Annotated in this window: 20 protein-coding genes, 3 tRNA genes and 1 pseudogene; 14 read left to right on the top strand and 10 right to left on the bottom strand. The window is 73.0% G+C overall.

What is annotated here, in order from left to right:
* Positions 1-11: 11 nt before the first annotated feature.
* From ACPXCB_RS17685 to ACPXCB_RS17665, 5 genes are all read right to left on the bottom strand, one after another.
* A complete protein-coding gene (locus ACPXCB_RS17685; protein WP_358114267.1) occupies positions 12-899 on the bottom strand; it encodes a carbohydrate ABC transporter permease in 888 nt (295 codons plus the stop codon).
* Between the two features lie 12 nt (positions 900-911).
* Positions 912-1,868, bottom strand: coding sequence for a carbohydrate ABC transporter permease (locus ACPXCB_RS17680; protein ID WP_425876679.1), 957 nt, complete (start codon positions 1,866-1,868; stop codon positions 912-914).
* Positions 1,869-1,946: 78 nt separating this feature from the next.
* The gene (locus ACPXCB_RS17675; protein WP_425876677.1) at positions 1,947-3,326 is read right to left on the bottom strand and encodes an ABC transporter substrate-binding protein; all 1,380 of its coding nucleotides are present in this window, start codon (positions 3,324-3,326) and stop codon (positions 1,947-1,949) included.
* A gap of 362 nt (positions 3,327-3,688) precedes the next feature.
* A complete protein-coding gene (locus tag ACPXCB_RS17670) occupies positions 3,689-4,690 on the bottom strand; it encodes a LacI family DNA-binding transcriptional regulator (protein WP_121397202.1) in 1,002 nt (333 codons plus the stop codon).
* A gap of 105 nt (positions 4,691-4,795) precedes the next feature.
* Complete coding sequence (locus tag ACPXCB_RS17665; protein ID WP_425876675.1) at positions 4,796-6,253, bottom strand: dihydrolipoyl dehydrogenase family protein; 1,458 nt, start codon at positions 6,251-6,253, stop codon at positions 4,796-4,798.
* 92 nt (positions 6,254-6,345) lie between these two features.
* Between ACPXCB_RS17665 and ACPXCB_RS17660 the strand changes: the two genes are divergently transcribed.
* Positions 6,346-7,410 carry a serine hydrolase domain-containing protein gene (locus tag ACPXCB_RS17660; RefSeq protein ID WP_425876673.1) on the top strand — a complete coding sequence of 355 codons (1,065 nt, stop codon included), beginning with the start codon at positions 6,346-6,348 and terminating at the stop codon, positions 7,408-7,410.
* A 35-nt stretch (positions 7,411-7,445) separates the two neighbouring features.
* Here the strand turns inward: ACPXCB_RS17660 and ACPXCB_RS17655 are convergent, their stop codons facing one another.
* Positions 7,446-8,384: a phytoene/squalene synthase family protein gene (locus tag ACPXCB_RS17655; RefSeq protein WP_425876671.1), complete on the bottom strand. Its 939-nt coding sequence runs from the start codon at positions 8,382-8,384 to the stop codon at positions 7,446-7,448.
* Between the two features lie 65 nt (positions 8,385-8,449).
* Between ACPXCB_RS17655 and ACPXCB_RS17650 the strand changes: the two genes are divergently transcribed.
* The 9 genes and pseudogenes from ACPXCB_RS17650 to ACPXCB_RS17610 all read left to right on the top strand — a co-directional run bounded on the left by ACPXCB_RS17650 (position 8,450) and on the right by ACPXCB_RS17610 (position 15,561).
* The gene (locus ACPXCB_RS17650; RefSeq protein ID WP_425876669.1) at positions 8,450-9,604 is read left to right on the top strand and encodes a polyprenyl synthetase family protein; all 1,155 of its coding nucleotides are present in this window, start codon (positions 8,450-8,452) and stop codon (positions 9,602-9,604) included.
* The gene (gene crtI / locus ACPXCB_RS17645) at positions 9,604-11,112 is read left to right on the top strand and encodes a phytoene desaturase family protein (protein ID WP_425876765.1); all 1,509 of its coding nucleotides are present in this window, start codon (positions 9,604-9,606) and stop codon (positions 11,110-11,112) included. The genes ACPXCB_RS17650 and crtI overlap by 1 nt, the downstream gene beginning before the upstream one ends.
* Positions 11,113-11,146: 34 nt before the next feature.
* Positions 11,147-11,713 (top strand): annotated as a pseudogene (idi, locus tag ACPXCB_RS17640) (isopentenyl-diphosphate Delta-isomerase); the annotation flags it as partial.
* 142 nt (positions 11,714-11,855) lie between these two features.
* Positions 11,856-12,806 (top strand): MerR family transcriptional regulator, encoded by a 951-nt coding sequence (locus ACPXCB_RS17635; RefSeq protein WP_425876667.1) that lies wholly within the window; start codon positions 11,856-11,858, stop codon positions 12,804-12,806.
* Positions 12,807-12,881: 75 nt separating this feature from the next.
* Positions 12,882-13,676, top strand: coding sequence for a polysaccharide deacetylase family protein (locus tag ACPXCB_RS17630; RefSeq protein ID WP_425876665.1), 795 nt, complete (start codon positions 12,882-12,884; stop codon positions 13,674-13,676).
* Positions 13,677-13,829: 153 nt separating this feature from the next.
* A tRNA-Glu gene (locus tag ACPXCB_RS17625) sits at positions 13,830-13,902 on the top strand.
* 32 nt (positions 13,903-13,934) lie between these two features.
* Positions 13,935-14,011 (top strand) — tRNA-Asp (locus tag ACPXCB_RS17620).
* Between the two features lie 98 nt (positions 14,012-14,109).
* Positions 14,110-14,183 (top strand) — tRNA-Phe (locus ACPXCB_RS17615).
* Positions 14,184-14,982: 799 nt separating this feature from the next.
* Positions 14,983-15,561 carry a DUF4303 domain-containing protein gene (locus ACPXCB_RS17610; RefSeq protein ID WP_425876663.1) on the top strand — a complete coding sequence of 193 codons (579 nt, stop codon included), beginning with the start codon at positions 14,983-14,985 and terminating at the stop codon, positions 15,559-15,561.
* Between the two features lie 157 nt (positions 15,562-15,718).
* Here the strand turns inward: ACPXCB_RS17610 and ACPXCB_RS17605 are convergent, their stop codons facing one another.
* The gene (locus tag ACPXCB_RS17605; protein ID WP_425876661.1) at positions 15,719-16,045 is read right to left on the bottom strand and encodes a hypothetical protein; all 327 of its coding nucleotides are present in this window, start codon (positions 16,043-16,045) and stop codon (positions 15,719-15,721) included.
* A gap of 101 nt (positions 16,046-16,146) precedes the next feature.
* Between ACPXCB_RS17605 and ACPXCB_RS17600 the strand changes: the two genes are divergently transcribed.
* Both ACPXCB_RS17600 and ACPXCB_RS17595 read left to right on the top strand, forming a co-directional pair.
* On the top strand, positions 16,147-16,581 hold the full coding sequence (locus tag ACPXCB_RS17600) for a VOC family protein (protein ID WP_425876659.1): 435 nt from the start codon (positions 16,147-16,149) through the stop codon (positions 16,579-16,581).
* Positions 16,582-16,721: 140 nt separating this feature from the next.
* The gene (locus ACPXCB_RS17595) at positions 16,722-17,222 is read left to right on the top strand and encodes a hypothetical protein (RefSeq protein WP_425876657.1); all 501 of its coding nucleotides are present in this window, start codon (positions 16,722-16,724) and stop codon (positions 17,220-17,222) included.
* A gap of 21 nt (positions 17,223-17,243) precedes the next feature.
* Here ACPXCB_RS17595 and ACPXCB_RS17590 read toward each other — a convergent pair whose 3' ends face one another.
* A complete protein-coding gene (locus tag ACPXCB_RS17590; RefSeq protein ID WP_425876655.1) occupies positions 17,244-18,482 on the bottom strand; it encodes a hypothetical protein in 1,239 nt (412 codons plus the stop codon).
* A gap of 199 nt (positions 18,483-18,681) precedes the next feature.
* Here ACPXCB_RS17590 and ACPXCB_RS17585 point away from each other — a divergent pair, with 199 nt between their 5' ends.
* Positions 18,682-19,200 carry an SRPBCC family protein gene (locus ACPXCB_RS17585; protein ID WP_425876654.1) on the top strand — a complete coding sequence of 173 codons (519 nt, stop codon included), beginning with the start codon at positions 18,682-18,684 and terminating at the stop codon, positions 19,198-19,200.
* A 134-nt stretch (positions 19,201-19,334) separates the two neighbouring features.
* Here the strand turns inward: ACPXCB_RS17585 and ACPXCB_RS17580 are convergent, their stop codons facing one another.
* A complete protein-coding gene (locus ACPXCB_RS17580) occupies positions 19,335-20,042 on the bottom strand; it encodes a DUF2786 domain-containing protein (protein WP_425876653.1) in 708 nt (235 codons plus the stop codon).
* A gap of 148 nt (positions 20,043-20,190) precedes the next feature.
* Positions 20,191-20,580, bottom strand: a complete 390-nt coding sequence (locus ACPXCB_RS17575) for a hypothetical protein (protein ID WP_425876651.1) — start codon at positions 20,578-20,580, stop codon at positions 20,191-20,193.
* Between the two features lie 155 nt (positions 20,581-20,735).
* On the opposite strand from ACPXCB_RS17575, the gene ACPXCB_RS17570 reads away from it, so the two are divergent.
* Complete coding sequence (locus ACPXCB_RS17570) at positions 20,736-22,085, top strand: ABC transporter substrate-binding protein (protein ID WP_425876649.1); 1,350 nt, start codon at positions 20,736-20,738, stop codon at positions 22,083-22,085.
* Position 22,086 lies beyond the last annotated feature (1 nt).

Below are 22,086 nucleotides of genomic sequence, written 5' to 3'. Positions count from 1 at the left end.
GTGCGCCGGCCCTATCCCTTGAGGCTGCCCGTGGTGAGGCCGGACATGATGTTCCGCTGGAAGATCAGGAAGACGATGACGGTCGGGATCGCGGCGATGACCGAGGCGGCGACCACCACGTTCATGGGCGTACCGCCCGAGAAGGCGTAGATGCCGACGCTGACCGTCCGGGTCTCGGGTGACGGCATGACCAGCTTCGGCCAGAGGAAGTCCTTCCAGACCGCGGTCACGGCGAAGATCGAGACCACGCCGAGGATGGGGCGGGACATCGGCAGGACGATCGACCAGAGCGTGCGCAGCGGGGTCGCCCCGTCCATGAGGGCCGCCGCCATCAGTTCCTCGGGGATCGAGTCGAAGAACCGTTTCAGGAGGAAGATGTTGAACGCGTTCGCGACCAGGGGCAGCCAGATCGCGAACGGCGAGTCGAGCAGGTTGACGTGCAGGATCGGCAGGTCGATCACGGTCACGTACTGCGGGACGATGAGGACCATCGCCGGGATCATCAGCGTCGCCAGCATCAGGCCGAGGATCACGTTGCCGAAGATCGGCCGGAGCTTCGACAGGGAGTACGCCGCGGCGGTGTCGAGGACGAGTTGGAACAGCACCGCGCCGGTCGCGTAGTAGAACGTGTTGAACAGCAGCTTGGCGAGATCCAGGTTGTGCCACGCGTCGACGTAGTTCTGCCACTGGGGATCCTGCGGGAACAGCGACGGCGGGGTCTGCGCGATCTCCTGGCCGGACTTGAGCGCGCCGGTGACCATCCAGTAGAGGGGCCCGAGGAAGACGAGCGTGAAGCCCGTCACGACGACGGCGAGCAGCGCCCAGTAGATCACCCTGCCGCGTCCCCGTCTGAGCTGGGCGGGGGAGACGAGTGTCCGGGTCCCGGAGTCCTGTGCCATTCCGCGTCCGTCCTAGTCCTGTTTCGCAGTCAGCCGCACGTAGACGGCGGAGAACCCGGCCAGCACCACGAGCATGATCACGCCGAGCGCGGCGGCGCCGTTGAGGTCGTTCTGGAAGAAGCCGTGCTGGTAGATGAGGTACGCGACGGAGGTCGCCGAGTCCTCCGCGCCCGCGCCGTTGGCGAGGATCAGCGGCTCGATGAAGAGCTGCATGGTGGCGACGATCTGGAGCATCGCCAGGAGCGCGAGGATCAGCCGGGTCTGCGGGATGGTCACGTGCAGGATCCGCCGCCAGATCCCGGCGCCGTCCAGCTCGGCCGCCTCGTAGAGTTCGCCGGGGATGTTCTGCAACGCCGCCAGGTAGATCAGCACCGCGCTGCCCATGTTCATCCAGGTCGACGCCAGCACCATGGCAGGCATCGTCATCTCGGGGGACTGCATCCACTGCGACGTCGGCAGGTGCAGCGCCTTGAGGATCGCGTTGAGGAGTCCCGCGTCGCTGGGGTCGTACGCGTAGAACTTGAACAGGAAGAGCGCCGAGGCCGGCGGCAGCATGACCGGCAGGTAGACCAGGATCCGTAGGTACCCCTTGGCGTGGCGGAACTCGTTGAGCAGGATCGCCACGAAGAACGGCACCACGTAGCCGAGGACGAGCGCGAGGACCGTGAAGTAGAAGGTGTTCTTCCAGGCGGTCCAGAAGCTCGGGTCGTCGAGGATGCGCGTGTAGTTGTCCCAGCCCACCCAGGTGGTCTCGCCGCGCCGGGTGCGCTGGAAGCTCATCACGATGCCGCGGATCATCGGGTACCAGGAGAAGACCGCGAAGCAGAGCACCGCACCGATCAGGAACGCGTGGCCGGTGAGGTTGTCCCGCACCTTGCGGCCGAGGCTCGTACGCTGCGGCCCGACCGGGGACGGCGACGCGGGACGATCCGTGTCTCTGGTGGTCCCCGGGGCGGAGAGGATCGCCAAGGCAACTCCTGGTGAGTCGGTGACCGGACGGGCGGTGCGGGCGGGGTGGGGGCCGGCGCACCGGCCCCCACCGTCGGCTCAGCTCTGCGCGGCGAGGAGCTGGTTGACCTTGGCCTCGGCCGTCTTGAGCAGCGCGTCGATGTTCGCGTTCGGGTTGGTCAGCACCCCGGACATCGCCGCGTCGAGCACCGCGTAGATCGCCTGCGCGTTGCGCGGTTCGCCCTTGATCTGCACCGGGGTGGCCTCGAAGAGCGCGAAGTTGGCGGTGTCGACGTTCGCGTTCGCCTTGCGCAGTTCGAGCTCCTGCTTCTGCGCGTCGCTGCCGCCCGCGAAGAGCAGCGGCTGGGGCAGGCCGACCGGGTAGTTCTGCGGCTTGGCCCGGACGTAGTCGAACTGGCCCTTGCCCGGCGTCAGCTTCTGGTAGGCGATCCACTTCAGACCGGCCTCGACCTGCTCCGGGGAGAGGCCCTTCTTGAAGAAGTAGCCCTCGCCGCCGCCGAGCGTGCCCTTCGCCGCGCCGTCCTGACCGGGCAGCGGGGCCATCGCCCAGTCCTGGAACTTGCCCTGGAACTGGCTGACGATCGCCTGGGTGGCGTCCGGCGCGCCGATGAACATGCCCACCTTGCCGGCGGCGGCGTTGGTCAGCAGGTCACCCCACTGGAGCAGCTGGCGGCTGCCCATGCTGTTGTCGCCGAACCGCATGTCCTTGAGGTTCTGCAGGACCTGCTTGCCCATGGCGTTGTTGAAGTCGGCCTTCTTGCCGTCCTCGGTCAGCATCTGGCCGCCCTGCGAGTAGAGCAGGGAGGTGAAGTGCCAGCCGCCGGTGTTGCCGGCGCTGTACTCCGAGTAGCCGGCGATCCCGTTGCCGAGCGCGGAGATCTTCTTGGCGGCCGCCCGGACCTCGGGCCACGTCCTGGGCGGGTTGTTGGCGTCGAGCCCCGCCTGCTGGAACAGCACCTTGTTGTAGACCAGGCCCATCGAGTAGTTCTTCGCCGGGACGGCGTAGAGCTTCCCGTCGTGGCTGAAGGCCTCCTTGAGCGCCGGGTCGACGCTGTCCCAGGTGGGGATCGTGTCCTTGTCGGCGTACTCGCTGATGTCCATCGCCTGGCCGGAGTCCAGCACCTGCTGGAGATCGGTCATGTACCCGTAGAACAGGTCGGTCACGGTGCCACCGGCCAGGCGGGCGGTGAAGTCCGGCGGGTTGTTGCACTGCTCGCCGACGCTCACGCTCTTGATGACGATGTCGGGGTTCTGCCGCTGGAATTCGGCGACGTCGTCGTTCCAGTTCTTCAGCAGCTCTTTCTGGGAGCCGACCGGCTGGCAGTCGACGGTGACGGTGACCTTGCCGCCTGCGCTGCCTGTCGCGTCGTCGCTCTTCGTCGAACAGGCCGCAAGGCTGAGCCCCAGGCCGGCCACGAGCGCCAACGCCGCAGTCTTCCGGTACTGCGGTACGGACATCTGTCCATCCCTTCGGGAACGGTGTCTCCATGACCTGCGCTGATGCCCGGTGGTCGTCACCGCGCCGATGCGCCGGCACTGATCTGCATCTGCCAAGCGACCTGACACCGGGTAGCTGCGCCGGGGCCAGGTGTGAGTGGGGTCACTGTAGCCAAGCGAACTTGTCTCAGCAAGGTATCGATCCTGTGCTGAAAAGACGAGACTTCGAAACGACAGATTTTGACAGGATCTTGGAAGACGGCCGAGTTGCGGCTTTGGCCCGATTGGTTCCTGCCGGCGGGCAGACAGAACGGAACGGCCGCCGACCGCGAGCAGCGGTCGACGGCCGTTCCGTCGTACAGGTGGGCGGGGGCGGACCCGGGTCAGCGACCGGGGGCGGGCGCGGTGGAGCCGCGGACGACCAGCTCGGGCTCGAACAGCAGCTCGTCGTGCAGCACGCCGGCGCCCTCGATCTGGGTGACCAGCAGGTCCACGGCGGCCTGCCCCATGGTCTCGATCGGCTGCCGCACCGTGGTCAGCGGCGGGTCGGTGCAGGTCATGAACGCGGAGTCGTCGAAGCCCACCACCGACACGTCGGTCGGCACCACCCGACCCAGCCGCCGGGCGGCCCGGATGGCGCCCAGGGCCAGCACGTCGCTGGCACAGATGATGCCGGTCACGCCGCGCTCGACCAGCTTGGTCGCGGCGACCCGCGCCCCCTCCATCGAGAAGCTGGAGCGCTCCACGTACGCCGTGTCGTCACCCCAGCCCGCCGCCTGGGCCATCGCGTCGAGCTTGCGCCGGGACGGCACGTGCCCCTCCGGGCCGAGCACCATCCCGATCCGGTCGTGCCCGAGCGAGCGCAGGTGCCCGTACGCCTGCTCCACCGCCACCGCGTCGTCCGTGGAGACCCGTGGGAAGCCCAACTCGTCCACACCCGCGTTGACCAGCACCACCGGCAGGCCCCGGTCGGTCAGCCGGCGGTAGTGGTCGTGCCGGGCGTCGGCGAGCGCGTACGACCCACCGGCGAAGATCACCCCGGAGACCTGGTGGTCGAGGAGCATCTCCACGTAGTCCATCTCGGAGACGCCACCGATGGTGCGGGCGCAGAGCGCCGGGGTGAATCCGCGCTGGGCGAGGGATCCGGTGACCACCTCGGCGAGCGCCGGGAAGATCGGGTTCTGCAACTCGGGCAGCACCAGCCCGACCAGCCGGGCGCGCTCGCCGCGCAGCTTGGTGGGCCGCTCGTAGCCGAGCACGTCCAGCGCGGTCAGCACGGCCGTCCGGGTCGCCTCGGAGACCCCGTCCCGGCCGTTGAGCACCCGGCTGACGGTGGCCTCGCTGACGCCCGCCTTCTTGGCAACTTCGGTCAACCGTTTCGTCACGGCCGCAATCGTACGTCATCCTGCTGAAAGAAATGAGCAGCCATCTGCCGCGCGATTGCCTTCCGCTGCCGCCCGCTGCCCGGCATCCGGTATGCGGCCCGGTCGTCAAGACATGTTCCGCAACGCGTCCTCGATCGTCCGGTGGAAGGTCGGGTACGCGTAGATCATCTGCCGGAGCCGGGCGAGCGGCACGGCCGCGTGCACCGCCACCGCCAGACCGGAGAGCACCTCGCCACCGGCCGGCCCCACCGAGGTCGCGCCGATCAGCACGCCCTGGTCGGCGTCCGCGACCAGCTTGACGAAGCCCTCGTTGCCGGCCTTGTGGATCCAGCCCCGGGCCGACGACGGCAACCGGGCGAGGCCGACCTGCACGTTGACGCCCCGCTCGCGGGCCTGCGACTCGGTGAGGCCGACCGCGCCGACCTCGGGGTCGGTGAAGGTCACCCTGGGCAGCGCCCGGTAGTCGGCGCGCGGCACCGCGCCGGCGGACCCGCGCACGCCGGTGGTGCCCGACGCGCCACCCGTCGCGCTCGCGGTGCCGCTGGGGTCGGGCCCGCCTGCGGCGCGCCGGGCGTGGTCGAGCACGTCGGCGACGACGATCCCCGCCTGGTACATCGCGACGTGCGTGAACGCCCCCTCGCCGGTGACGTCGCCAACCGCCCAGATCCCCTCCGTCACGTGCAGCCGGTCGTCCACGGCCAGGTAGCGCCGGCCGGCGTCCACCCCGACGGTGTCCAGGCCCAGCTCGTCCAGGTGGGCCCGGCGACCGGTCACCACCAGCAGCCGCTCGGCGGTGAACTGCGCCCCACCGGCCGCGTGCAGGGTGAAGCCGCGCGCGTCGTGGCTGACCCGCTCCGCCTGTACCCCGGTGTGGATCTCCACCCCGTCGGCGCGCAGCGCGGCGGCGGCCACCTCGGACGCCTCGGGCTCCTCGACGGCGAGCACCCGGTCCAGGGCCTCGACCACGGTGACCCGGACCCCGAACCGGGCGAAGACCTGCGCCAGCTCCAGCCCGATCGCCCCGCCGCCCAGCACCAGCAGCGACTCCGGCAGCTCCTCGACCTCGATCGCCTGCCGGTTGGTCCAGTACGGCGTGTCCGCCAGCCCGTCGACCGGCGGCACGGACGGTCTGGTGCCGGTGCCCAGCACGATCCCGTGCCGGGCCTGGAAGACCCGCTCGCCGACCCGGACCCGGCCGGGGCCGTCGAGCCGGGCGCTGCCCCGGACGAACCGCCCACCCTTGTCGGTGAACCGCCGCACCGCGACCGTGTCGTCCCAGGTGTCGGTGGCCTCCTCGCGGATCCGCTTCGCCACCGGCGCCCAGTCGGGCCGGACCTCGGCGGTGCCCGCGAGCCCGTCCACCCGGCGGGCCTCGGCGATCGCGTTGGCCGCCCGGATCATCATCTTGCTCGGCACGCACCCCCAGTACGGGCACTCCCCGCCGACCAGGTCACGCTCGACGCCGACGACGGTCAGCCCCGCCTCGGCGAGCCGCCCGGCCACCTCCTCGCCGCCGACCCCGAGCCCGATCACGACCACGTCCACCAGTTCCGGATCCGCCATCCCGCCAGCATCGCGCACCGCCCGACGGCCGGCCAGCGGGTCGACCCGGAAATCCGCTGCCCGCCGGCGTCCCGGCCTCCTACCGTGGCCGGATGCGCACCCGCTTCGCCGCCGTCCACGACTGCTTCACCGAACTGCTCGCCGAGGGCCGGGAGACCGGGGCCGGCCTGGCGATCTGGTACGACGGCGAGCCGGTGGTCGACATCGTCGGCGGCGAACGGTCACCGGGGCGGCCGTGGCTGCCGGACACGCTGGTGAACGTCTACTCCGTCGCCAAGCCGGTCGCCGCCCTCTGCCTGCTGGCGCTGGTCGACCGGGGCCGGCTCGACCTGGACGACCCCGTCGTCGACCACTGGCCCGGCTTCCGCGCCCCGGCCACCGTCCGTCAGGTGTTGGCGCACACCGCCGGGCTGCCGGCCTTCCCGGTGCCCCGGCCGGCCGCCGCCGTCGCCGACTGGGACCTGCTCTGCGCCGACCTCGCCGCCGCCGAGCCGGAGTGGCCGCCCGGGTCCGTCGCGGGCGAGCACGCCTGGACGTACGGGCACCTGGTGGGCGAGCTGGTGCGGCGGGTCGACGGGCGGTCGGTGGGCCGCTTCCTGGCCGAGGAGATCGCCGGTCCGTGGCGGCTGGACCTCGGCTTCGGCCTGGGCGAGGCGGACCAGCGCCGCTGCGCCGACCTGCGCCACGGCGATCCGGGGTGGCCGGACCGGGTGGCGGGCGAGCCGGGTTCGCTCTGGGCGCGGGCGCTGGACAACCCGCCCGGCGGCCGGGACCTGGCGGTGGTGAACAGCCCGCTCTGGCGCGGCGCCGAGGTGCCGGCCGTCAACCTGCACTCGACCGCTGGCGCCCTGGCCCGGCTCTACGCGGGGCTGCTCGCCGGCGGCGTCCTCGACGGCGTACGGCTGTTCAGCCGGGAACTGGTGGCCGAGGCGACCCGGGTCCAGTACGACGGCGACGACCTGCTGCTCGGCCGGCGGACCCGCTGGACGCTGGGCATGCAGTGGGAGGAGGACGGCAGCTGGGGCATGGGCGGGATCGGCGGCAGCTCCGCCTGGGCCGATCCCGGACGCGGCTACACCTTCGCGTACGCCACGGCGCACCTGGCCGACCACGACCGGGTCGACGCCCTGGCGGACGCCCTGCACTCCTGCCTCTGACCGCACGGCCGGCGACCGGGCGCTTCGACCAGCCGTCACGGGGTCGGCACGGCCAGCGGGCCGGGCACCCGGGCGGGGCCGGGGATCACCACCGGCGTGCCGGCGGGGGTGAGCAGGGCGCGGGCGGCCACCGCCAGCCGGCGGCGCTGCGGCACCAGCGCCCGGTCGACGAAGACGTCGTAGTCCCGCGCGGCCACCTCGTCCAGGATCCCGCCGTACAGCGCGTACGCGGTGCGCATGCAGGCCTGCGAGGCGGGTGCGAGCAGGGTGATCCCGGGAGCCGCGGCGACGTAGTGCGCCTGGGCGCGGGTCACCTCGTACGCGATCAGCTCCCGGATTTGGGACGTGGCGCGGCCCCGGGCGCGCGCCTCGGCCAGGTCCTCCCGGGTGACGCCGAACAGGGCCAGGTCGTCGTCGGGCAGGTAGGTCCGCCCCCGGTCGAGGTCCTCGGCCACGTCCCGGATGAAGTTGGTGAGCTGGAAGGCGAAGCCGAGCTGGCGGGCCGGCTCCCGGGCCGCCGCCGGGTCGGAGCTGCCCAGGATCGGCAGCATCATGGTGCCGATCACCGCCGCCGAGCCCTCCATGTAGTCGAGCAGGTGGTCGTAGGTGCGGTACGAGGTGACCGTCAGGTCCATCGCCATGCTCTTGAGAAACGACGCGAAGTCGTCCCGGTCGAGATCGAAGACGGCGATCGTGTGCAGCACGGCGGGGAGCAGCGGGTCGTCCACCGGTTCGCCGTGCAGTCCGGCGACGAACCGGCCGGCCCAGTCGTCGAGTCGGGCGGTGCGCTCGGCGGGGGGAAGTTCCTCGGTGCGGTCGACGATCTCGTCGGCGTAGCGCGTGAATCCGTACAAGGCGTGCACATGCCGCCGTTTCCAAGCGGGCAGCAGCCGGGTGGCGAGATAGTAGGTGCGGCCGTGCCGTCTGTGCAGTTCACGGCAGCGGTCATAGGCAGCGGTGAGATCGGTGTCCACCGGCCCTCCTCATCTATCGACGCACTAATCGACGCAACTCGTAAGCCTAGGGTACGCTCGGTCACATGGCCAACGACGCAGTTGCGGGTAACTCGCTCCGCGTGGCCCCCGCCGGCCCGACCGACGGGGACGACCCGGTCCGGGCGGTCCTGGCCGCGTACACGAAGGACCTGGTCACGGCGGTGCAGGACACCCTCGCCGCCTTCCTGGCCACCGAGGTCGACGCGTTGCGCGAGATCGACGCGGCGATGGGCGGATTCGCCGCGACGGCGCGCGACTGCGTGCTGGCCGGCGGCAAGCGCGTCCGCCCCACGTTCGCCTACTGGGGGTGGCGCGGCGCGCCGGGCGGCACGGGTCCGCTGCCGGCGGTGCTGCCCGCGTTCGCCGCCCTGGAGTTGCTGCACACCTTCGCCCTCGTCCAGGACGACGTGATGGACGCCTCCGCCACCCGCCGTGGCCGGCCCACCGCGCACGTGGCGCTGGCCGCCCGGCACGCCGCCGCCGGCCACCGGGGCGACCCGCGTCGGTTCGGCGAGGCGGTCGCGGTGCTGATCGGCGACCTCTGCATGGTCTGGGCCGACCGGATCCTCGCGCACGCGACGCTGCCGCCGGCCCGCCTGCTCGACGTCCGGCGCTGCTACGACCAGATGCGCGTGGAGACGATCGCCGGGCAGTACCTCGACGTGCTCGGCGAGAGCGACGCGGCGAACTGGTCGGTCGACCGGGCGCTGCGGGTCGCCCGCTACAAGACCGCGAGCTACACGGTGCAGCGGCCGCTGCTCTTCGGCGCCTGCCTGGCCGGCGTCGGCGGTGACGCCCCGCTGACCGCCGCGTACACCCGCTACGGGCTGGCCGTCGGCGAGGCGTTCCAGCTCTGCGACGACCTGCTCGGCGTCTACGGCGACCCGGCGACCACCGGCAAGCCGGCCGGCGACGACCTGCGCACCGGCAAGCCGACCGTGCTGCTCATGCTGGCCCGGCAGCTCGCCACCCCGACCCAGCGGCGCGCGCTGGACGGCCTCGGCGCCGACGTGGGGGACGCGGAGGTCGCCCGCCTCGCCGAACTGGTCGCCGACACCGGGGCCGTCGACCGGGTCGAACGCATGATCTCCGACCGGGTCGACGAGGCGCTGACCGCCCTCGGCACCGCGTCGATCGACGAGACCGCGCGCACCGCGCTCACCGGCCTCGCCACCGCCGCCACCAACCGGCGGGCATGATGGGCAACTTCGCACAAGGAGGTGGTCGCGTGCGCACCGTCGACGGGCGTACGGACCGGGTGGTCGTCGTCGGCGCCGGGCTGGGCGGGCTGGCCTGCGCGCTGCACCTGGCGGGCAGCGGTCGACAGGTGACCGTGCTGGAGCGCGAGCCGGTGCCGGGCGGCCGGGCCGGCCGGCTCGGCGTGGACGGCTACGAGTTCGACACCGGACCCACCGTGCTCACCATGCCCGACCTGATCGCCGAGGCGCTCGGCGCGGTCGGCGAGGAGCTGGACGACTGGCTCGACCTCACCCCGCTCGACCCGGCCTACCGGGCGTACTACCCGGACGGGTCGACGCTCGACGTCATCACCGACACCACCCGGATGGCCGCCGAGATCGCCCGGGTCTGCGGCCCGCGCGAGGCCGACGGCTACCTGCGCTTCGTCGACTACGCCCGCAGGCTCTGGCAGTGGGAGCGCGCCGACTTCATCGAGCGCAACCTGGACGCGCCCACCGACCTGCTCACCGGCAACCTCGTGAAGCTGCTGGCGGGCGGCGCGTTCCGCCGGCTCCAGACGAAGATCAACCAGTTCTTCCGGGACCCGCGCACCCAGCGGATCTTCTCCTTCCAGGCGATGTACGCCGGCCTCGCGCCGCACGACGCGCTGGCCATCTACGCGGTCATCGCGTACCTCGACTCGGTGGCCGGCGTCTACTTCCCGCGCGGCGGCATCCACGCGGTCTCCCGCGGCATGGCCGGCGCCGCCGAGAAGCACGGCGTCGAGATCCGCTACGACACCACGGTGACCCGGGTGGAGACCGCGCACGGCCGGGCCACCGGCGTGGTGACCGCAGACGGCGAGCTGATCCCGGCCGACGTGGTCGTGCTCAATCCCGACCTGCCGGTCGCCTACCGCGACCTGCTGCCGCCGAGCCGTCCGCGCCGGCTCACCTACTCCCCTTCCTGCGTGGTCCTGCACGTCGGGTCGACCCAGGGGTATGGGAAGATCGCCCACCACAACATCCACTTCGGACGGTCGTGGAAGGGCACCTTCGATGAGGTCATCCGGCGGGGCGAGCTGATGAGCGACCCGTCCCTGCTGGTCACCAACCCGAGCCGGACCGACCCGTCGGTGGCACCCACCGGGCGACACACCTACTACGTGCTCGCCCCGGTGCCCAACCTCGACCGGGCGCCCTTCGACTGGCGGGGCGACCTCACCCGGCGCTACGCCGACCAGCTCGTCGGGACCCTGGAGGAGCGCGGCTACGTCGGCTTCGGGGCCGGCGTCGAGGTGCTGCGGGCCGTGACCCCGGCCGAGTGGGCGGAGCAGGGCATGGCCGCCGGCACCCCGTTCGCCGCCGCCCACAGCCTCTTCCAGACCGGCCCGTTCCGCCCGTCGAACCTGCACCGGACGCTGCCGAACGTCGTCTTCGTCGGCTCGGGCACCCAGCCCGGCGTCGGCGTGCCCATGGTGCTCATCTCCGGCAAGCTCGCCGCCGGCCGCATCACCGGGGCGGCCTGATGGCCCTCCCCCTCGGACCCTGGAGACACCTGCCGTGACCACCCGCGAGAAGCATCTCGTCGAGCTCGTCGACGACGCCGGGCGGCCGCAGGGCGAGACCACCGTGGCCGCCGCCCATCAGCCCCCGGGTCAGCTCCACCGCGCCTTCTCGGTGCTGCTCGTCGACCCCGACGGCCGGGTGCTGCTGCAACGGCGGGCGCCGGTGAAGACCCGCTTCCCGCTGCGCTGGGCCAACTCGTGCTGCGGCCACCCGACGCCCGGCGAGTCCCTGGTCGAGGCCGCCAACCGCCGGCTGCGCGAGGAACTCGGCGCCGGCCCGGTCGAGCTGACCGAGGTCGGGGTGTACGTCTACTACGCCGAGGACCCGGTCACCGGTCGGGTCGAGTTCGAGTACGACCACGTCCTGCGGGGCGAGTTCCGACCGGGCGACCCGCTGCTGCCCGACCCCGACGAGGTGGCCGAGCTGCGCTGGGTGGACCCCCTCTCGCTGGCGGCCGACCTCGACGCCGACCCCCGCGCGTACGCACCGTGGCTGGGCGGGGTGGTGAACCGGCTGCTGGCCCCCTCGGGTCCGGCCGTCGGCCCGCCCAGCCCGCCGGGTCCGGCCGCCAGCCCGCCCAGCCCGCCGGGTCCGGCCGCCAGCCCGCCCAGCCCGCCGGGTCCGGCCGCCAGCCCGCCCAGTCCGCCGGGTCCGGCCGCCAGCCCGCCCGGTCCGCCGGCGAACGACGCCTCGGAGCGGTCGGGTGGCCGATGAGGCGCTGAGCGCGGGAGCCGTCGCCCGACGGCTGGGCGTCGCCGTGACCACCCTGCGCACCTGGCACCAGCGCTACGGCCTCGGGCCCAGCGAGCACGTACCCGGGCACCACCGGCGCTACACGCCGGCCGACCTCGCGCGCCTGGAGATCATGCGACGCCTCACCGCCCAGGGGGTCACCCCCGCGGAGGCGGCCCGCTGGGCCCGCCGGGCACCGGACGCCGCGCCCGCCGACGCCGCCGTACCCCCACGGGTGCGCGCCGTCGCCGGCCGGGACGGCGGCGGCTCGACGATCCCGGTCGGCCGGGCCGGGCCGGCGGCCCGGGGGCTGGCCCGCGCCGCCATGCGGCTGGACGCGGTCGCGATCGGCGAGACGATCGCCCGGGCGGTCCAGGCGGACGGCGTGATCGCCACCTGGGACGGGTTGCTGCGCCCCGTGCTCTTCGGCATCGGGGAGCGGCACTCCGTCACCGGTGGACTGGTCGAGGTCGAGCACCTGATGTCACGCTGCGTCTCGGAGGCGTTCGCGGTGGCCGCCCGGGCCGGCGCGCCCGCCGGCCCACCGCGCATCGTGCTCACCTGCGCCGACGAGGAGCAGCACACCCTGCCGCTGGAGGCGCTCGCCGCCGCGCTCGCCGAGGCCGGGGTCGGCTACCGGATGCTCGGCGCCCGGATGCCGCTGCCCGCGCTGCTCGAGGCCGTCAACCGGACCGGGCCGGCCGCCGTGGTGATCTGGTCGCACACCCGGGCCACCGCCGACCCCGCCCAGCTCAACGCCCTGCTCGCCGCGCCCCGCCGGCCGCTGCTGGTGCTCGCCGCCGGGCCGGGCTGGCTGGCGGACTCGCTGCCCGCCGGGGTGGTGCGACCGGTCGACCTCACCGAGGCGGTCTCGCTGGCGCTCGCCCTACGCGACTCCCTGGACCAGGCGACGGCGGACTGACGGGGGTGCCGAGGGCGGGACGCCGTCCACTAGCGTCGGGAGTTCCGCCGACCCCGACCCCTCCGGGAGCGAACGATGCGCCTACGCGCCGTGCTGGCCACCGGTCTGACCCTGATCCTCCTCGGCGGCTGCGGCGACGGCCCCGCGACAGAGCGGCGGGCCGCCGGCCCCGACCCCGTCGCCTCGGCCCCGCTGCCGGCCGAGCCGACTCCGTCGGCCACCCCGCGACCGACCCGCGGCACCCCGCCCAGGCGTCTGGTCCGGCCGCTGCCGCCGAAGCTGCCGGCGGGGCTGCGTCGCACGACCGGCGCACGGACCGTGGCGTTGACCTTCGACGACGGGCCGGACCCGACCTGGACGCCGAAGGTCCTCGACCGCCTCCGGGCGGCCCGGGTCACCGCCACGTTCTGCGTGGTGGGCACGCAGGCCCGGCGCCACCCCGAGCTGGTCCGGCGGATCGTGCGGGAGGGCCACCAGCTCTGCAACCACAGCTGGAACCACGACATGCAACTCGCCCGCCGGCCGGTCGCCGAGATCCGGCGGGACCTGCTGCGCACCAACGCGGCGATCCGGGCGGCGGTGCCGGGCGCCAAGGTGCCGTTCTACCGGCAGCCGGGCGGCCGGTGGACGGCCGAGGTGGTGACGGTCGCCAAGCAGCTCGGCATGCGGTCGCTGCACTGGCACGTCGACCCGCAGGACTGGGGCAAGCCGACCGCCGCGACGATCGCCAAGCGGGTACGCGCCGCGGCCCGGCCCGGCTCGGTCGTGCTGCTGCACGACGGGGGCGGCGATCGGGCGGCCACGTTGGCCGCCTGCCCTCGCCTGATCGCGGACCTGAAGCGCCGCTACGGCATCGCCCGGCTCCGCTAGACCCCTCTGACCTGCGGATTCGTGCGCCGTTGTGGCCAGGGCCATACCGGTTTGGTCGAAGGACCGACCATCACGTAAGCTATCCAAGCCTCCGGCGGGGCCGGATGGGAGCAAGTCCGCTTGAAGTTGCGAGTGTGCAATGATGGCGGGGCCGCCCTCATCGTCTAGCGGCCCAGGACGCCGCCCTTTCAAGGCGGTAGCACGGGTTCGAATCCCGTTGGGGGCACGATCCGGCTTCGGCCGGAGGCAACAAAGCTAGGTCCTGTGGAGCAGTTGGAGTGCTCGCCGCCCTGTCAAGGCGGAGGTCGCGGGTTCAAGTCCCGTCAGGACCGCCAGCGGAGAACGCCGCGCCCTGCGCGGCGTTCTGCGTATCGGGGCATGTGACCCTTCCGGCGGAGAACCCGCCGTGCGGGTAGCATGAACCGAGCAACACGGCCAGGTAGCTCAGTTGGTACGAGCGTCCGACTGAAAATCGGAAGGTCGGCGGTTCGACCCCGCCCCTGGCCACATAGCCTTTCGCCGGGCTAAAGAGGTCCCCACCAGCGGAAACGCCGGTGGGGATCTTCTTGTATGCCCTCATCGGGCATCCAGCGGTGTTACCCGTGGCTGACTCCTCTTGGCCGCCGATTGCCGCCCGGTATCGCACGTAGATCGCACGCTGTGCCCTTCCCCACACGGCGGCCTCAGAGCCATCTCCGCCGTGAGTCCCACACACCGTGGAGCGGGCCAGGGACTCATGGTGGAGATGGCGACCCACGCAACCACCGACTACCGCACCGTCCGGACGGGCCTCCCCCATCTCTGTCGAAGATCCCCGCCCGGAGGGCGATAACTCTTGCAGTCCGCCGACCGTCCCGTCCCGTCCGGCCGAACCTGGCACCTTCCGTCGCCAGCCCGCTACCGAGCCTCGATGGGTGACGATGGCGGCATGGCTCGACGGATGAAACTGAAGACGTGCAACGACCGACCCAAGGAGGCAAGGTGACTCAGCGCTCGCAGCACCAGCGGGACTACTGCCCCGTCTGTAAACGCCTCGTACCCCTTACCGCTGACGGAAGAGTGGCGCGGCACAACGGCACCATTCGCGCCTACGCCCCGCCCGAGGAGTGTCCCGGGGGTGGACAGCGGACGGAAGCTACGGGGTCCTGAGCAACAGCGGGCCCTTGGGTAGATGCCAGTCAATCCGGAGAGGTGCCACGGTGGTGCCAACTACAGCCGGTGGCGGCGCCCCTGCTACGTTGCGTCTTCCGGGGCGGCCGGCGTCCCGGCGACCAGGACGAGGGACGAGCCCCCCGGGAGGCGCGCGGTGCCCACCGTCGACATGCCCGCGCTGCGCGAGCGGATCGTCGCGAGCATCTGCGCGACGATCGGCCCGATCCTTGAGGGACGTGCATCGGAGGAGCTGTACGCGGTGGCACTCACCACGGACAGCGACGTCGTCACGGTGACCCTGTTGGCGCACACCGAAGAAGCCCTTGAGGTGCTCGTCGAGGCCGACGACGCGTACGCCGACGGCTACCGCTGGTGGCCCGACGAGTGGGCTGTCACGGACGACCACGGGGCTGCCGAGCCCGGTGTCGAGTCGATGGTGCAGATCAGCCGGGACATGTTCGACACCCACGACTCCCTCGGCGACGACGACGAGGCTCACGGCGAATGGTGCCTCCGGGCCCGAGCGACGCTGGAGGACGCCCTGGGCGACCACCGCGTCCGGGCGAGCATCGCCGACATCAACCCCGCATGGCACCCCGTGCTGTTCGTCACGGACACGGATGGCAACGCGCATCTCACGGTGCGCAGCATCGACCTCCTCAACACCGGCCACCCGAACCCCGACCTCGTCGCTTCCGCCCGCGACTTCTTCGACGAGACGGACGGCGGCTGACGACCGTTGCCGTAACGCCGTCTTCACCGCCGTGGCGACGCCTACCGCCGCCACGCGGACTACCGCCGCCACGCGGCCGGGGTGGGCCGCTTCCTACCCGGCCTGGGCAGGATCAGCCGGCAGCACGGCACGCAGCCGGTGCCCTTCGTGCCGACGCCTAGCGCCGGAGCAGGGCGAACCATCCCGCCCCGGTCACGGCAAGGAGGAGCGCCACCACGAACAGGGTGCGCCCGGCCAGGAAGGGCATGGGGATGAGGAACGGCACCTGCTGGACCAGCAGGCACGCGCCGAGCAGCGCCTGGCTGCCGCCGATGCGGGCGGGGTGGGACCGCTGGCTCGCCGTCAGTCGGGCGATCCGCACCCACGCCGAGGGAAACCGCCCCGACACGGCGACCCGGACGCCAAGAGCGATCATGGCCAGGCTGAGGACCACGATCACGAGGCGTACGGCGATCCACACCGGATCCGGATCACTCAGGCTCATGCGGCCATCATGCAAGGAACGTCAATCTCCCAGGGCGTACCGGCGGGGCCCGCTCCTTCGGCTTGGCCGCGGCTGTCGGGGGTATGCAGTACGGTCCCGCCATGGCAGCCAGAATCAGCCTGACCCTCGACTGCGCGGACGCGAAACTCCTCGGCGAGTTCTGGAAGACGGCGCTGGGTTACGTGGACGAGCCGCCGCCCGCGCCCTTCCGGACCCGTGAGGAGTGGCACGCGAGTTTCCACCTGCCGGAGGACGACTGGGTGGACGACGTGGCGTGGCTCTGCGATCCCGACGGCGTCGGGCCCGCGCTCTCCATCCTCAGGGTCCCCGAGCCGAAGACGGCGAAGAACCGACTGCACATCGATGTCCGGGTGCCGGGCCACGGCACCCCCGACGAGCGGTGGGCGCGGATCAGGGCCGAGTCCGAGCGGCTGGTGAAGGCGGGCGGAAGCGTCCTGGGGGAGTTCACCGGGCACCACATCGTCATGGCCGATCCGGAGGGCAACGAGTTCTGCGTCGCCGCGACCTCTGCCTGACGGCGCGTCTGCCGTCCACCCGCCCTGACTCCTGTCGACGGACGGATCGGGACAGCGGTAGGCCACCCGGCTCTGCCAGGCTGATCACCGACCCGCCCTGGTTCCGTCTGCGGCGGGCCGGCGCGACGGGGGGACGGATCGTGGCCGAGCAGTCGACCGCACAGTCGGCACCGCTGGTGGTGAACTCAGGACGCCTGGCGGTGGGGCAGATGGTTCTGGTCGGCGCGACGGCCGCCCTGTTCCTGCGCGGGACCGACAGCGGCCCGTGGCTGCTGTTCGCCTTCTTCGTGGGGGTGCACGCCGTGCTGCTCGCCGGCGTGGCGACGCTGCTGACGCTGACCTACCTGCTCGGCACGCTCACCCGCCACGGATCGCGGCTGACCGAGAACCCTGGCCGCCGGTGCGGCTGGACCCTGCTCGTCTGGGTCGGCGGTGCCGCACTCGTCGGCTACGGGCGTGCCGCCCTCGGTCACCTCGGCTTCGATCCCGACCGGCACCCCGAGGTCGATCACTGGTTGCTGGGCCTGGGCGCGGCGCTGGTGGTGGGCCTCCTCACCCGGTCGCGACAGGCACGGATCGCCTCCGCCGCCACCATCGCACTCTTCGTCGTGGTCACGGTCGCACTGCGAGCCCTCGACTGATCATCCCGGCCGCCCGCTGGGTCAGCGCCGCTGTTGGCGGTGCTGGGCAATCCCGCCCTGGATCGCCTCCCAGACGCTCCGGCCGGCCTGCCTCAGCGTCTCCCCCGCCTGCTCGGCGATCTGGGCGGCGCTCGGTGCGCCACCACCGCCACCGCCCGAGGGCTCGGTCTGCTGCCGGCCCTGCCCGCCCTCGGACGGACCGCCCGACGGCTCACGCTGCCCGGCCTCCGGCCCGCCACCGGACCGGCCGGCACCCCGGTCCCCGCCGCCCGCTCCGGCCGTACCGCCCCCGGGCCCGCCGACCCTCTCACCACCCGGCTGCTGAGCACCCTGTTCCGCGCGCCCCGGCCGCTGCACGCCCTGCTCCGCGCCGCCCTGCTCCGCGCCGCCCTCTTGCGAACCGCCCGGCTGTTGCCCGCCCTGCTCCGGGGTGCCCTGGCCGTGCTCCCGTTCCTGGGGGCCGCTCGGCTCCCGACGGGCCGCCTCGTCGCCCTCCTGCTCGCGTGCGCGCTGCGCCTGGCCCTGCTCGCCGCCGCCGCCCGAGCCGCTGGCGAGGCCGCCACCCCGCTGGGCCTGCTCGGCGCCGGGCTTACCGCCCTGCCCTGGGCCGCCCGCCTCCCCGCCCTGCCCGGCTCCGGTCTTGCCGCCCCGGCCCGGGCCGCCCGCCTCCCGCAGTGACTGGTCGGCGACCGCACCGATCGCGCCCACCTGCTGACCGAGATCGTCGGTCGCGCCGCCGGCCCGCTCCACTGGGCGCTGCTCCCCGAGGGCGGTGAGCTGCTCAGCCCCGCCGCCCCGCTCCCCCGGGCCGGTGAGCTGCTCACTCAGGTTGGCCATCTGCTGACTGGCCCGGTTCACGTCGTCCATCGAGGCCGTCGCCGTACCCGACAGCGTCTGGATGACCTGCGGGTTGCGGTCGATGGTGGTCAGCGCCCGGTCGAGGATCTGCACCAGCTTCTCCAGCCGCACCTTGAGCAACGCCTCGGCGTGCACCCCGGTGATGTCCAGCTCGACGCCCTCCAGGTGCACCCGCACCCCGGCGTCGAGCTGAAGGAGGTTGGCCAGCCGGGCCCGCAGGGAGACGTCGGCGTCCAGCCCGTCCACGGCGAGCCGGATCGAGTCGACCGACACCTCCGGGATGTCCAGCAGGACGTCCGGCTCGCTCTCCCCACCCCGGCGGGCGGGTTCCGCTTCCCCGTCACGTCGCCTCGATCGGCCGCCGGTCCGGTCGTCGTCCTGCTGCTGCGCGTTCTCGCTCATGCTCCCCGCTCCGCATTCTCCGGCCGGGCCGGCCGGGACCGTTCGGCGCGGGTACCCGCTATCCGGCCGAACATCCCGCCCGGCGACACGACCGGTCACGGGTCGGGCGCGCGGGCGTCTTCCGGCGTACGGCTGGGCGGCCCGAAGAGGGCAATCACGAAGCTGCGCACCCGGGCATGAGCCGGTATGGTCCCGGCCTATGGGACAGGAGATGGCTGACCCGGCCGGCTTCCGGCAGGAGTCCGAACGATTCGCGTTGCGCAGCGCCCTCCTGGTCCCCGCTCCCGCGCAGCGGGCGTTCGAGGTGTTCACCGGCGGGCTGGCGCAGTGGTGGGTGGTGGAATACACCTGGTCCGGGCCGGAGCAGCTCGCCGACCTGGGCATGGAGCCGCGCGGCGGCGGGATGCTCTACGAGATCGGTCCGCACGGCTTCCGCTGCGACTGGGGCAGGGTGCTGACCTGGGATCCGCCCGAGCGGCTGGTCTTCACCTGGCAGATCGGGGCGGACCGGGTACCGGTGCCGGACCCGGCGAAGGCGAGCGAGGTGGAGGTGCTCTTCCACGCGGACGGGCCGGAACGGACGCGGGTGGCGGTCGAGCACCGGCACTTCGACCGGCACGGCGAGGCCGCGGAGGGCTACCGGCAGGCGCTGACCGCAGGCTGGCACGAGCTGCTCACCCGCTACGCCGCCAGAGTGGCCGACCGCAGCGCCGACTGACCGGCTTCCGGCGGGGCAGCGACCGAGGCCCGACCGCCCCGGGCCACGCGCCACCGCCGCCACGCACCGCCGGGCCCACACGCCACCGAGGCCGACTGCCACCGCCGCCACGTACCGCCAGGGGTTGCGGCGGGTCAGCGGCCGAGGCCGGGACGCGCGCCCGGCGCGGTGGCGACGCCCCGGCCGTCGAGGTCGGCGCGGCGGCCCGCCTCGGCGCCCGAGCCGAACCCGTCGCCGGCCAGCCGGCGCGGCGCGGCGGTACGCAGCCGTGGGTACACCTCGGCGACGCGGTGCCGGACCCGGTCCGACCGGTCGGCCAGGACCAGTGCCACCGTGGGCGCGCCCGCCTCGGCGACCGCCCCGGCCTCCGCCGCCCGCAGCCGCACGCCGATCACCTGGGCGAAACCGGCCAGCCACGAGCGCCGGAAGGCGGCGACGTGCGCGCCGGCCGGCACCTCGGCGCCGGCCAGCCCGTGGGCGGCCTGCACCAGCAGCGACGTGAAGAGCAGCTCGACCCGTTCCAGGTCGCTGGCGAAGCCGAACAGGTGCATGGCGAAGCCGGCGCCCTCCTGGCGGCGGACGCAGCGGCAGCGCAGCGGGTCGGCGACCGCGGCGAGCAGGCCGGCCTTGTCCCGGGCGTACGGGGCGACGACCTCGACCACCCGGTCGCCGACCGGGTCCGTGGCCGGGTCCCGGGCGGCCAGCAGCGCCCGGTCCACGCCGTAGCGGGCGATCAGCTCGGTCGCCTTGGCCGTGAACGCGGCCGACTCGGCGGGGGTGCAGGCCGGGTCCTCGGCCTGGGCCAGCAGCTTGCGCACCTTGCTGAGCATGGCGTCGGACATGCCCTCAGCCTGTCACGGCGGTCCGGCCCCGCCGCGCCACGTCCGGCGGGCGGGCGGGCGGGCGGGCAACGGTCCGGCCGGCGGGCACCCCACCGTCCAGCCGGCGGGTGCCGTCGTCCCGGTCCGTGCCGGCGGGCGGCACGAACTATCAGGTACTCCGGCTACGCAGCGTCGCCACGGTCGAGCCGGCGAGCGTGAGCAGGCACTCCGGCAGCAGCCCGTCGGCCGCCGCCGCCCCGAACAGCGCCTCGCCGGTGTCGTCGTCGGCGTTGGCGTACGCGCTGACGAAGCGCGCCACCCAGCGGGTGTCGTAGCCCGCCTCCTCGATGCCGGGGAAGTCCAGCGCGCACGTGCCCGGCGGCACCGGATCGCCGACCATCGTGGCGGCAAGACACCAGGCCACCCCGTACGCGCCGGCCAGGCCGGACCGGTCGACGACCGCGTCGAACGCCCCCGTCACCGCGTCGCCGTCCCCGGCCAGCGCCGAGCGGAGCACGGCGGTCGCGTCGTCGAGCGTCTGCTGTGGTGAGTCCGTCACCCACAGCACGGTAGGGGGGAGGGTCAAGCCACCCGTCGCCGGTTACTGTGCGTAGCCTGGGCGGGCGACCTGCGGATTGAGCCGCCTCCGTGGTCCCGCGGCACGCGCCGGCACGCTAATGTGCGCAGCGGACCTTCGCCGGAGGAAGGACGACCATGTTCAAGTCTCGCGCCTCGCGGGCGGCCACCTTGGCTGCCTGCGCGACGTTCCTGCTCGCCACCAGCGCCTGCGGGACCGAAGAGCCCGAGGAGGCGGCCACCCACCAGGTGCGCCTCTACGGCACCGACGGCAACATGCTGAACTCGTACCCTGCCGAGCTGAAGGACCGCGCCGGCCTGGTCGACGGCATGAAGGGCACCACGCCGCTCACGCCCCTGCCCGAGGACTTCAAGAACCGGCTCCGGTCAGTCGACCCGAAGCTGGGCGACTTCCTCTACTCCGCCGAGGCGTACGACGCGGTGGTGATCAGCGCGATCGCCGCCCAGCTCGCGGGCACGACGGATCCGGCCGCCATCGCGAAGCAGATCGTCGGGGTCACCAACGACGGGCAGCGCTGCGAACGGGTGGCGGAGTGCCTGACCCTGGCCCGCGCGGGCCGGGACGTGGAGTACCGCAGCGTCTCGCTGACCCGGGCCGGCTTCACCGACGCCGGCGAGCCGTCCACCGCGAGCTATGGCACGCTGCACTTCGACGGCCAGCGGCTCAACGACGGCAAGACGGAGTTCGTCGGGGCCGGCGACGAGTCGGCGGCGAGCACCAAGGCCCCGCCGAAGGGGAAGAAGCAGCGTGGCGGCCGGACCGACCGCAGCGACGGCTCGCCGCTGGTCCTGGGCGGCCTGCTGTCGCAGACCGGTGACCTGGCCCTCGCGTACCCGCCGATCTCCGCCGGCACCAAGCTGGCGATCAGGGAGATCAACGCGGCGGGCGGGGTGCTCGGCGAGCCGGTGGTCTGGATCGACGGCGACGACGGCACCAACCCGGCGGTCGCCAAGGCCACCGTGGCGAGGCACGTCGCGCAGAAGGTCCACGTCATCATCGGCGCCAGCGCCTCCGGCATCTCCCGCGCGGTGCTGCCCGACGTGGTGCAGGCCGGGAAGGTGCTGTTCTCCCCGTCGAACACCGACGCCAGCCTCACCGAGCTGGACGACAACGGCCTCTACTTCCGCACCGCCCCGCCGGACAGCCTCCAGGGCCGGGCGCTGGCCGACGTGATCCTCCGCGACGGGCCGCAGAAGATCGCCCTCGTGGCTCGTAAGGACTCCTACGGCGAAGGTCTCCAGGGCTTCGTCCGCGCCGAGCTGGAGCGGGCCGGCATCGGCGGTGACCGGCTCAAGCTGCTCACCTACGACGTGCCGGAGGACGCCAAGGCGAACCCGATCGACTTCGTCGCGGGCGCGAAGGAGATCAAGGACTTCGGCGCGGAGGCCGTGCTGGTCATCGGCTTCGCCGAGTCCGCGCAGGTGATCCGGGCCCTCGCGGACGCCGGGGTGCAGATCCGGCACTGAG

The sequence above is a fragment of the Micromonospora sp. DT62 genome, from assembly GCF_049847285.1.
In the GTDB taxonomy this organism is placed as follows: Bacteria; Actinomycetota; Actinomycetes; order Mycobacteriales; family Micromonosporaceae; genus Micromonospora; species Micromonospora reichwaldensis.
This window is presented reverse-complemented; position numbering and strand designations above follow the sequence as displayed.

Bases quoted from the DNA above. Each gene is read 5' to 3' on its own strand.
- ACPXCB_RS17685 (WP_358114267.1), bottom strand. From the start codon at position 899: ATGGCACAGGACTCCGGGACCCGGACACTCGTCTCCCCCGCCCAGCTC.
- ACPXCB_RS17675 (WP_425876677.1), bottom strand. From the start codon at position 3,326: ATGTCCGTACCGCAGTACCGGAAGACTGCGGCGTTGGCGCTCGTGGCC.
- ACPXCB_RS17665 (WP_425876675.1), bottom strand. From the start codon at position 6,253: ATGGCGGATCCGGAACTGGTGGACGTGGTCGTGATCGGGCTCGGGGTC.
- ACPXCB_RS17660 (WP_425876673.1), top strand. From the start codon at position 6,346: ATGCGCACCCGCTTCGCCGCCGTCCACGACTGCTTCACCGAACTGCTC.
- ACPXCB_RS17650 (WP_425876669.1), top strand. From the start codon at position 8,450: ATGGCCAACGACGCAGTTGCGGGTAACTCGCTCCGCGTGGCCCCCGCC.
- crtI (WP_425876765.1), top strand. From the start codon at position 9,604: ATGGGCAACTTCGCACAAGGAGGTGGTCGCGTGCGCACCGTCGACGGG.
- ACPXCB_RS17630 (WP_425876665.1), top strand. From the start codon at position 12,882: ATGCGCCTACGCGCCGTGCTGGCCACCGGTCTGACCCTGATCCTCCTC.
- ACPXCB_RS17605 (WP_425876661.1), bottom strand. From the start codon at position 16,045: ATGAGCCTGAGTGATCCGGATCCGGTGTGGATCGCCGTACGCCTCGTG.
- ACPXCB_RS17600 (WP_425876659.1), top strand. From the start codon at position 16,147: ATGGCAGCCAGAATCAGCCTGACCCTCGACTGCGCGGACGCGAAACTC.
- ACPXCB_RS17590 (WP_425876655.1), bottom strand. From the start codon at position 18,482: ATGAGCGAGAACGCGCAGCAGCAGGACGACGACCGGACCGGCGGCCGA.
- ACPXCB_RS17585 (WP_425876654.1), top strand. From the start codon at position 18,682: ATGGGACAGGAGATGGCTGACCCGGCCGGCTTCCGGCAGGAGTCCGAA.
- ACPXCB_RS17580 (WP_425876653.1), bottom strand. From the start codon at position 20,042: ATGTCCGACGCCATGCTCAGCAAGGTGCGCAAGCTGCTGGCCCAGGCC.
- ACPXCB_RS17570 (WP_425876649.1), top strand. From the start codon at position 20,736: ATGTTCAAGTCTCGCGCCTCGCGGGCGGCCACCTTGGCTGCCTGCGCG.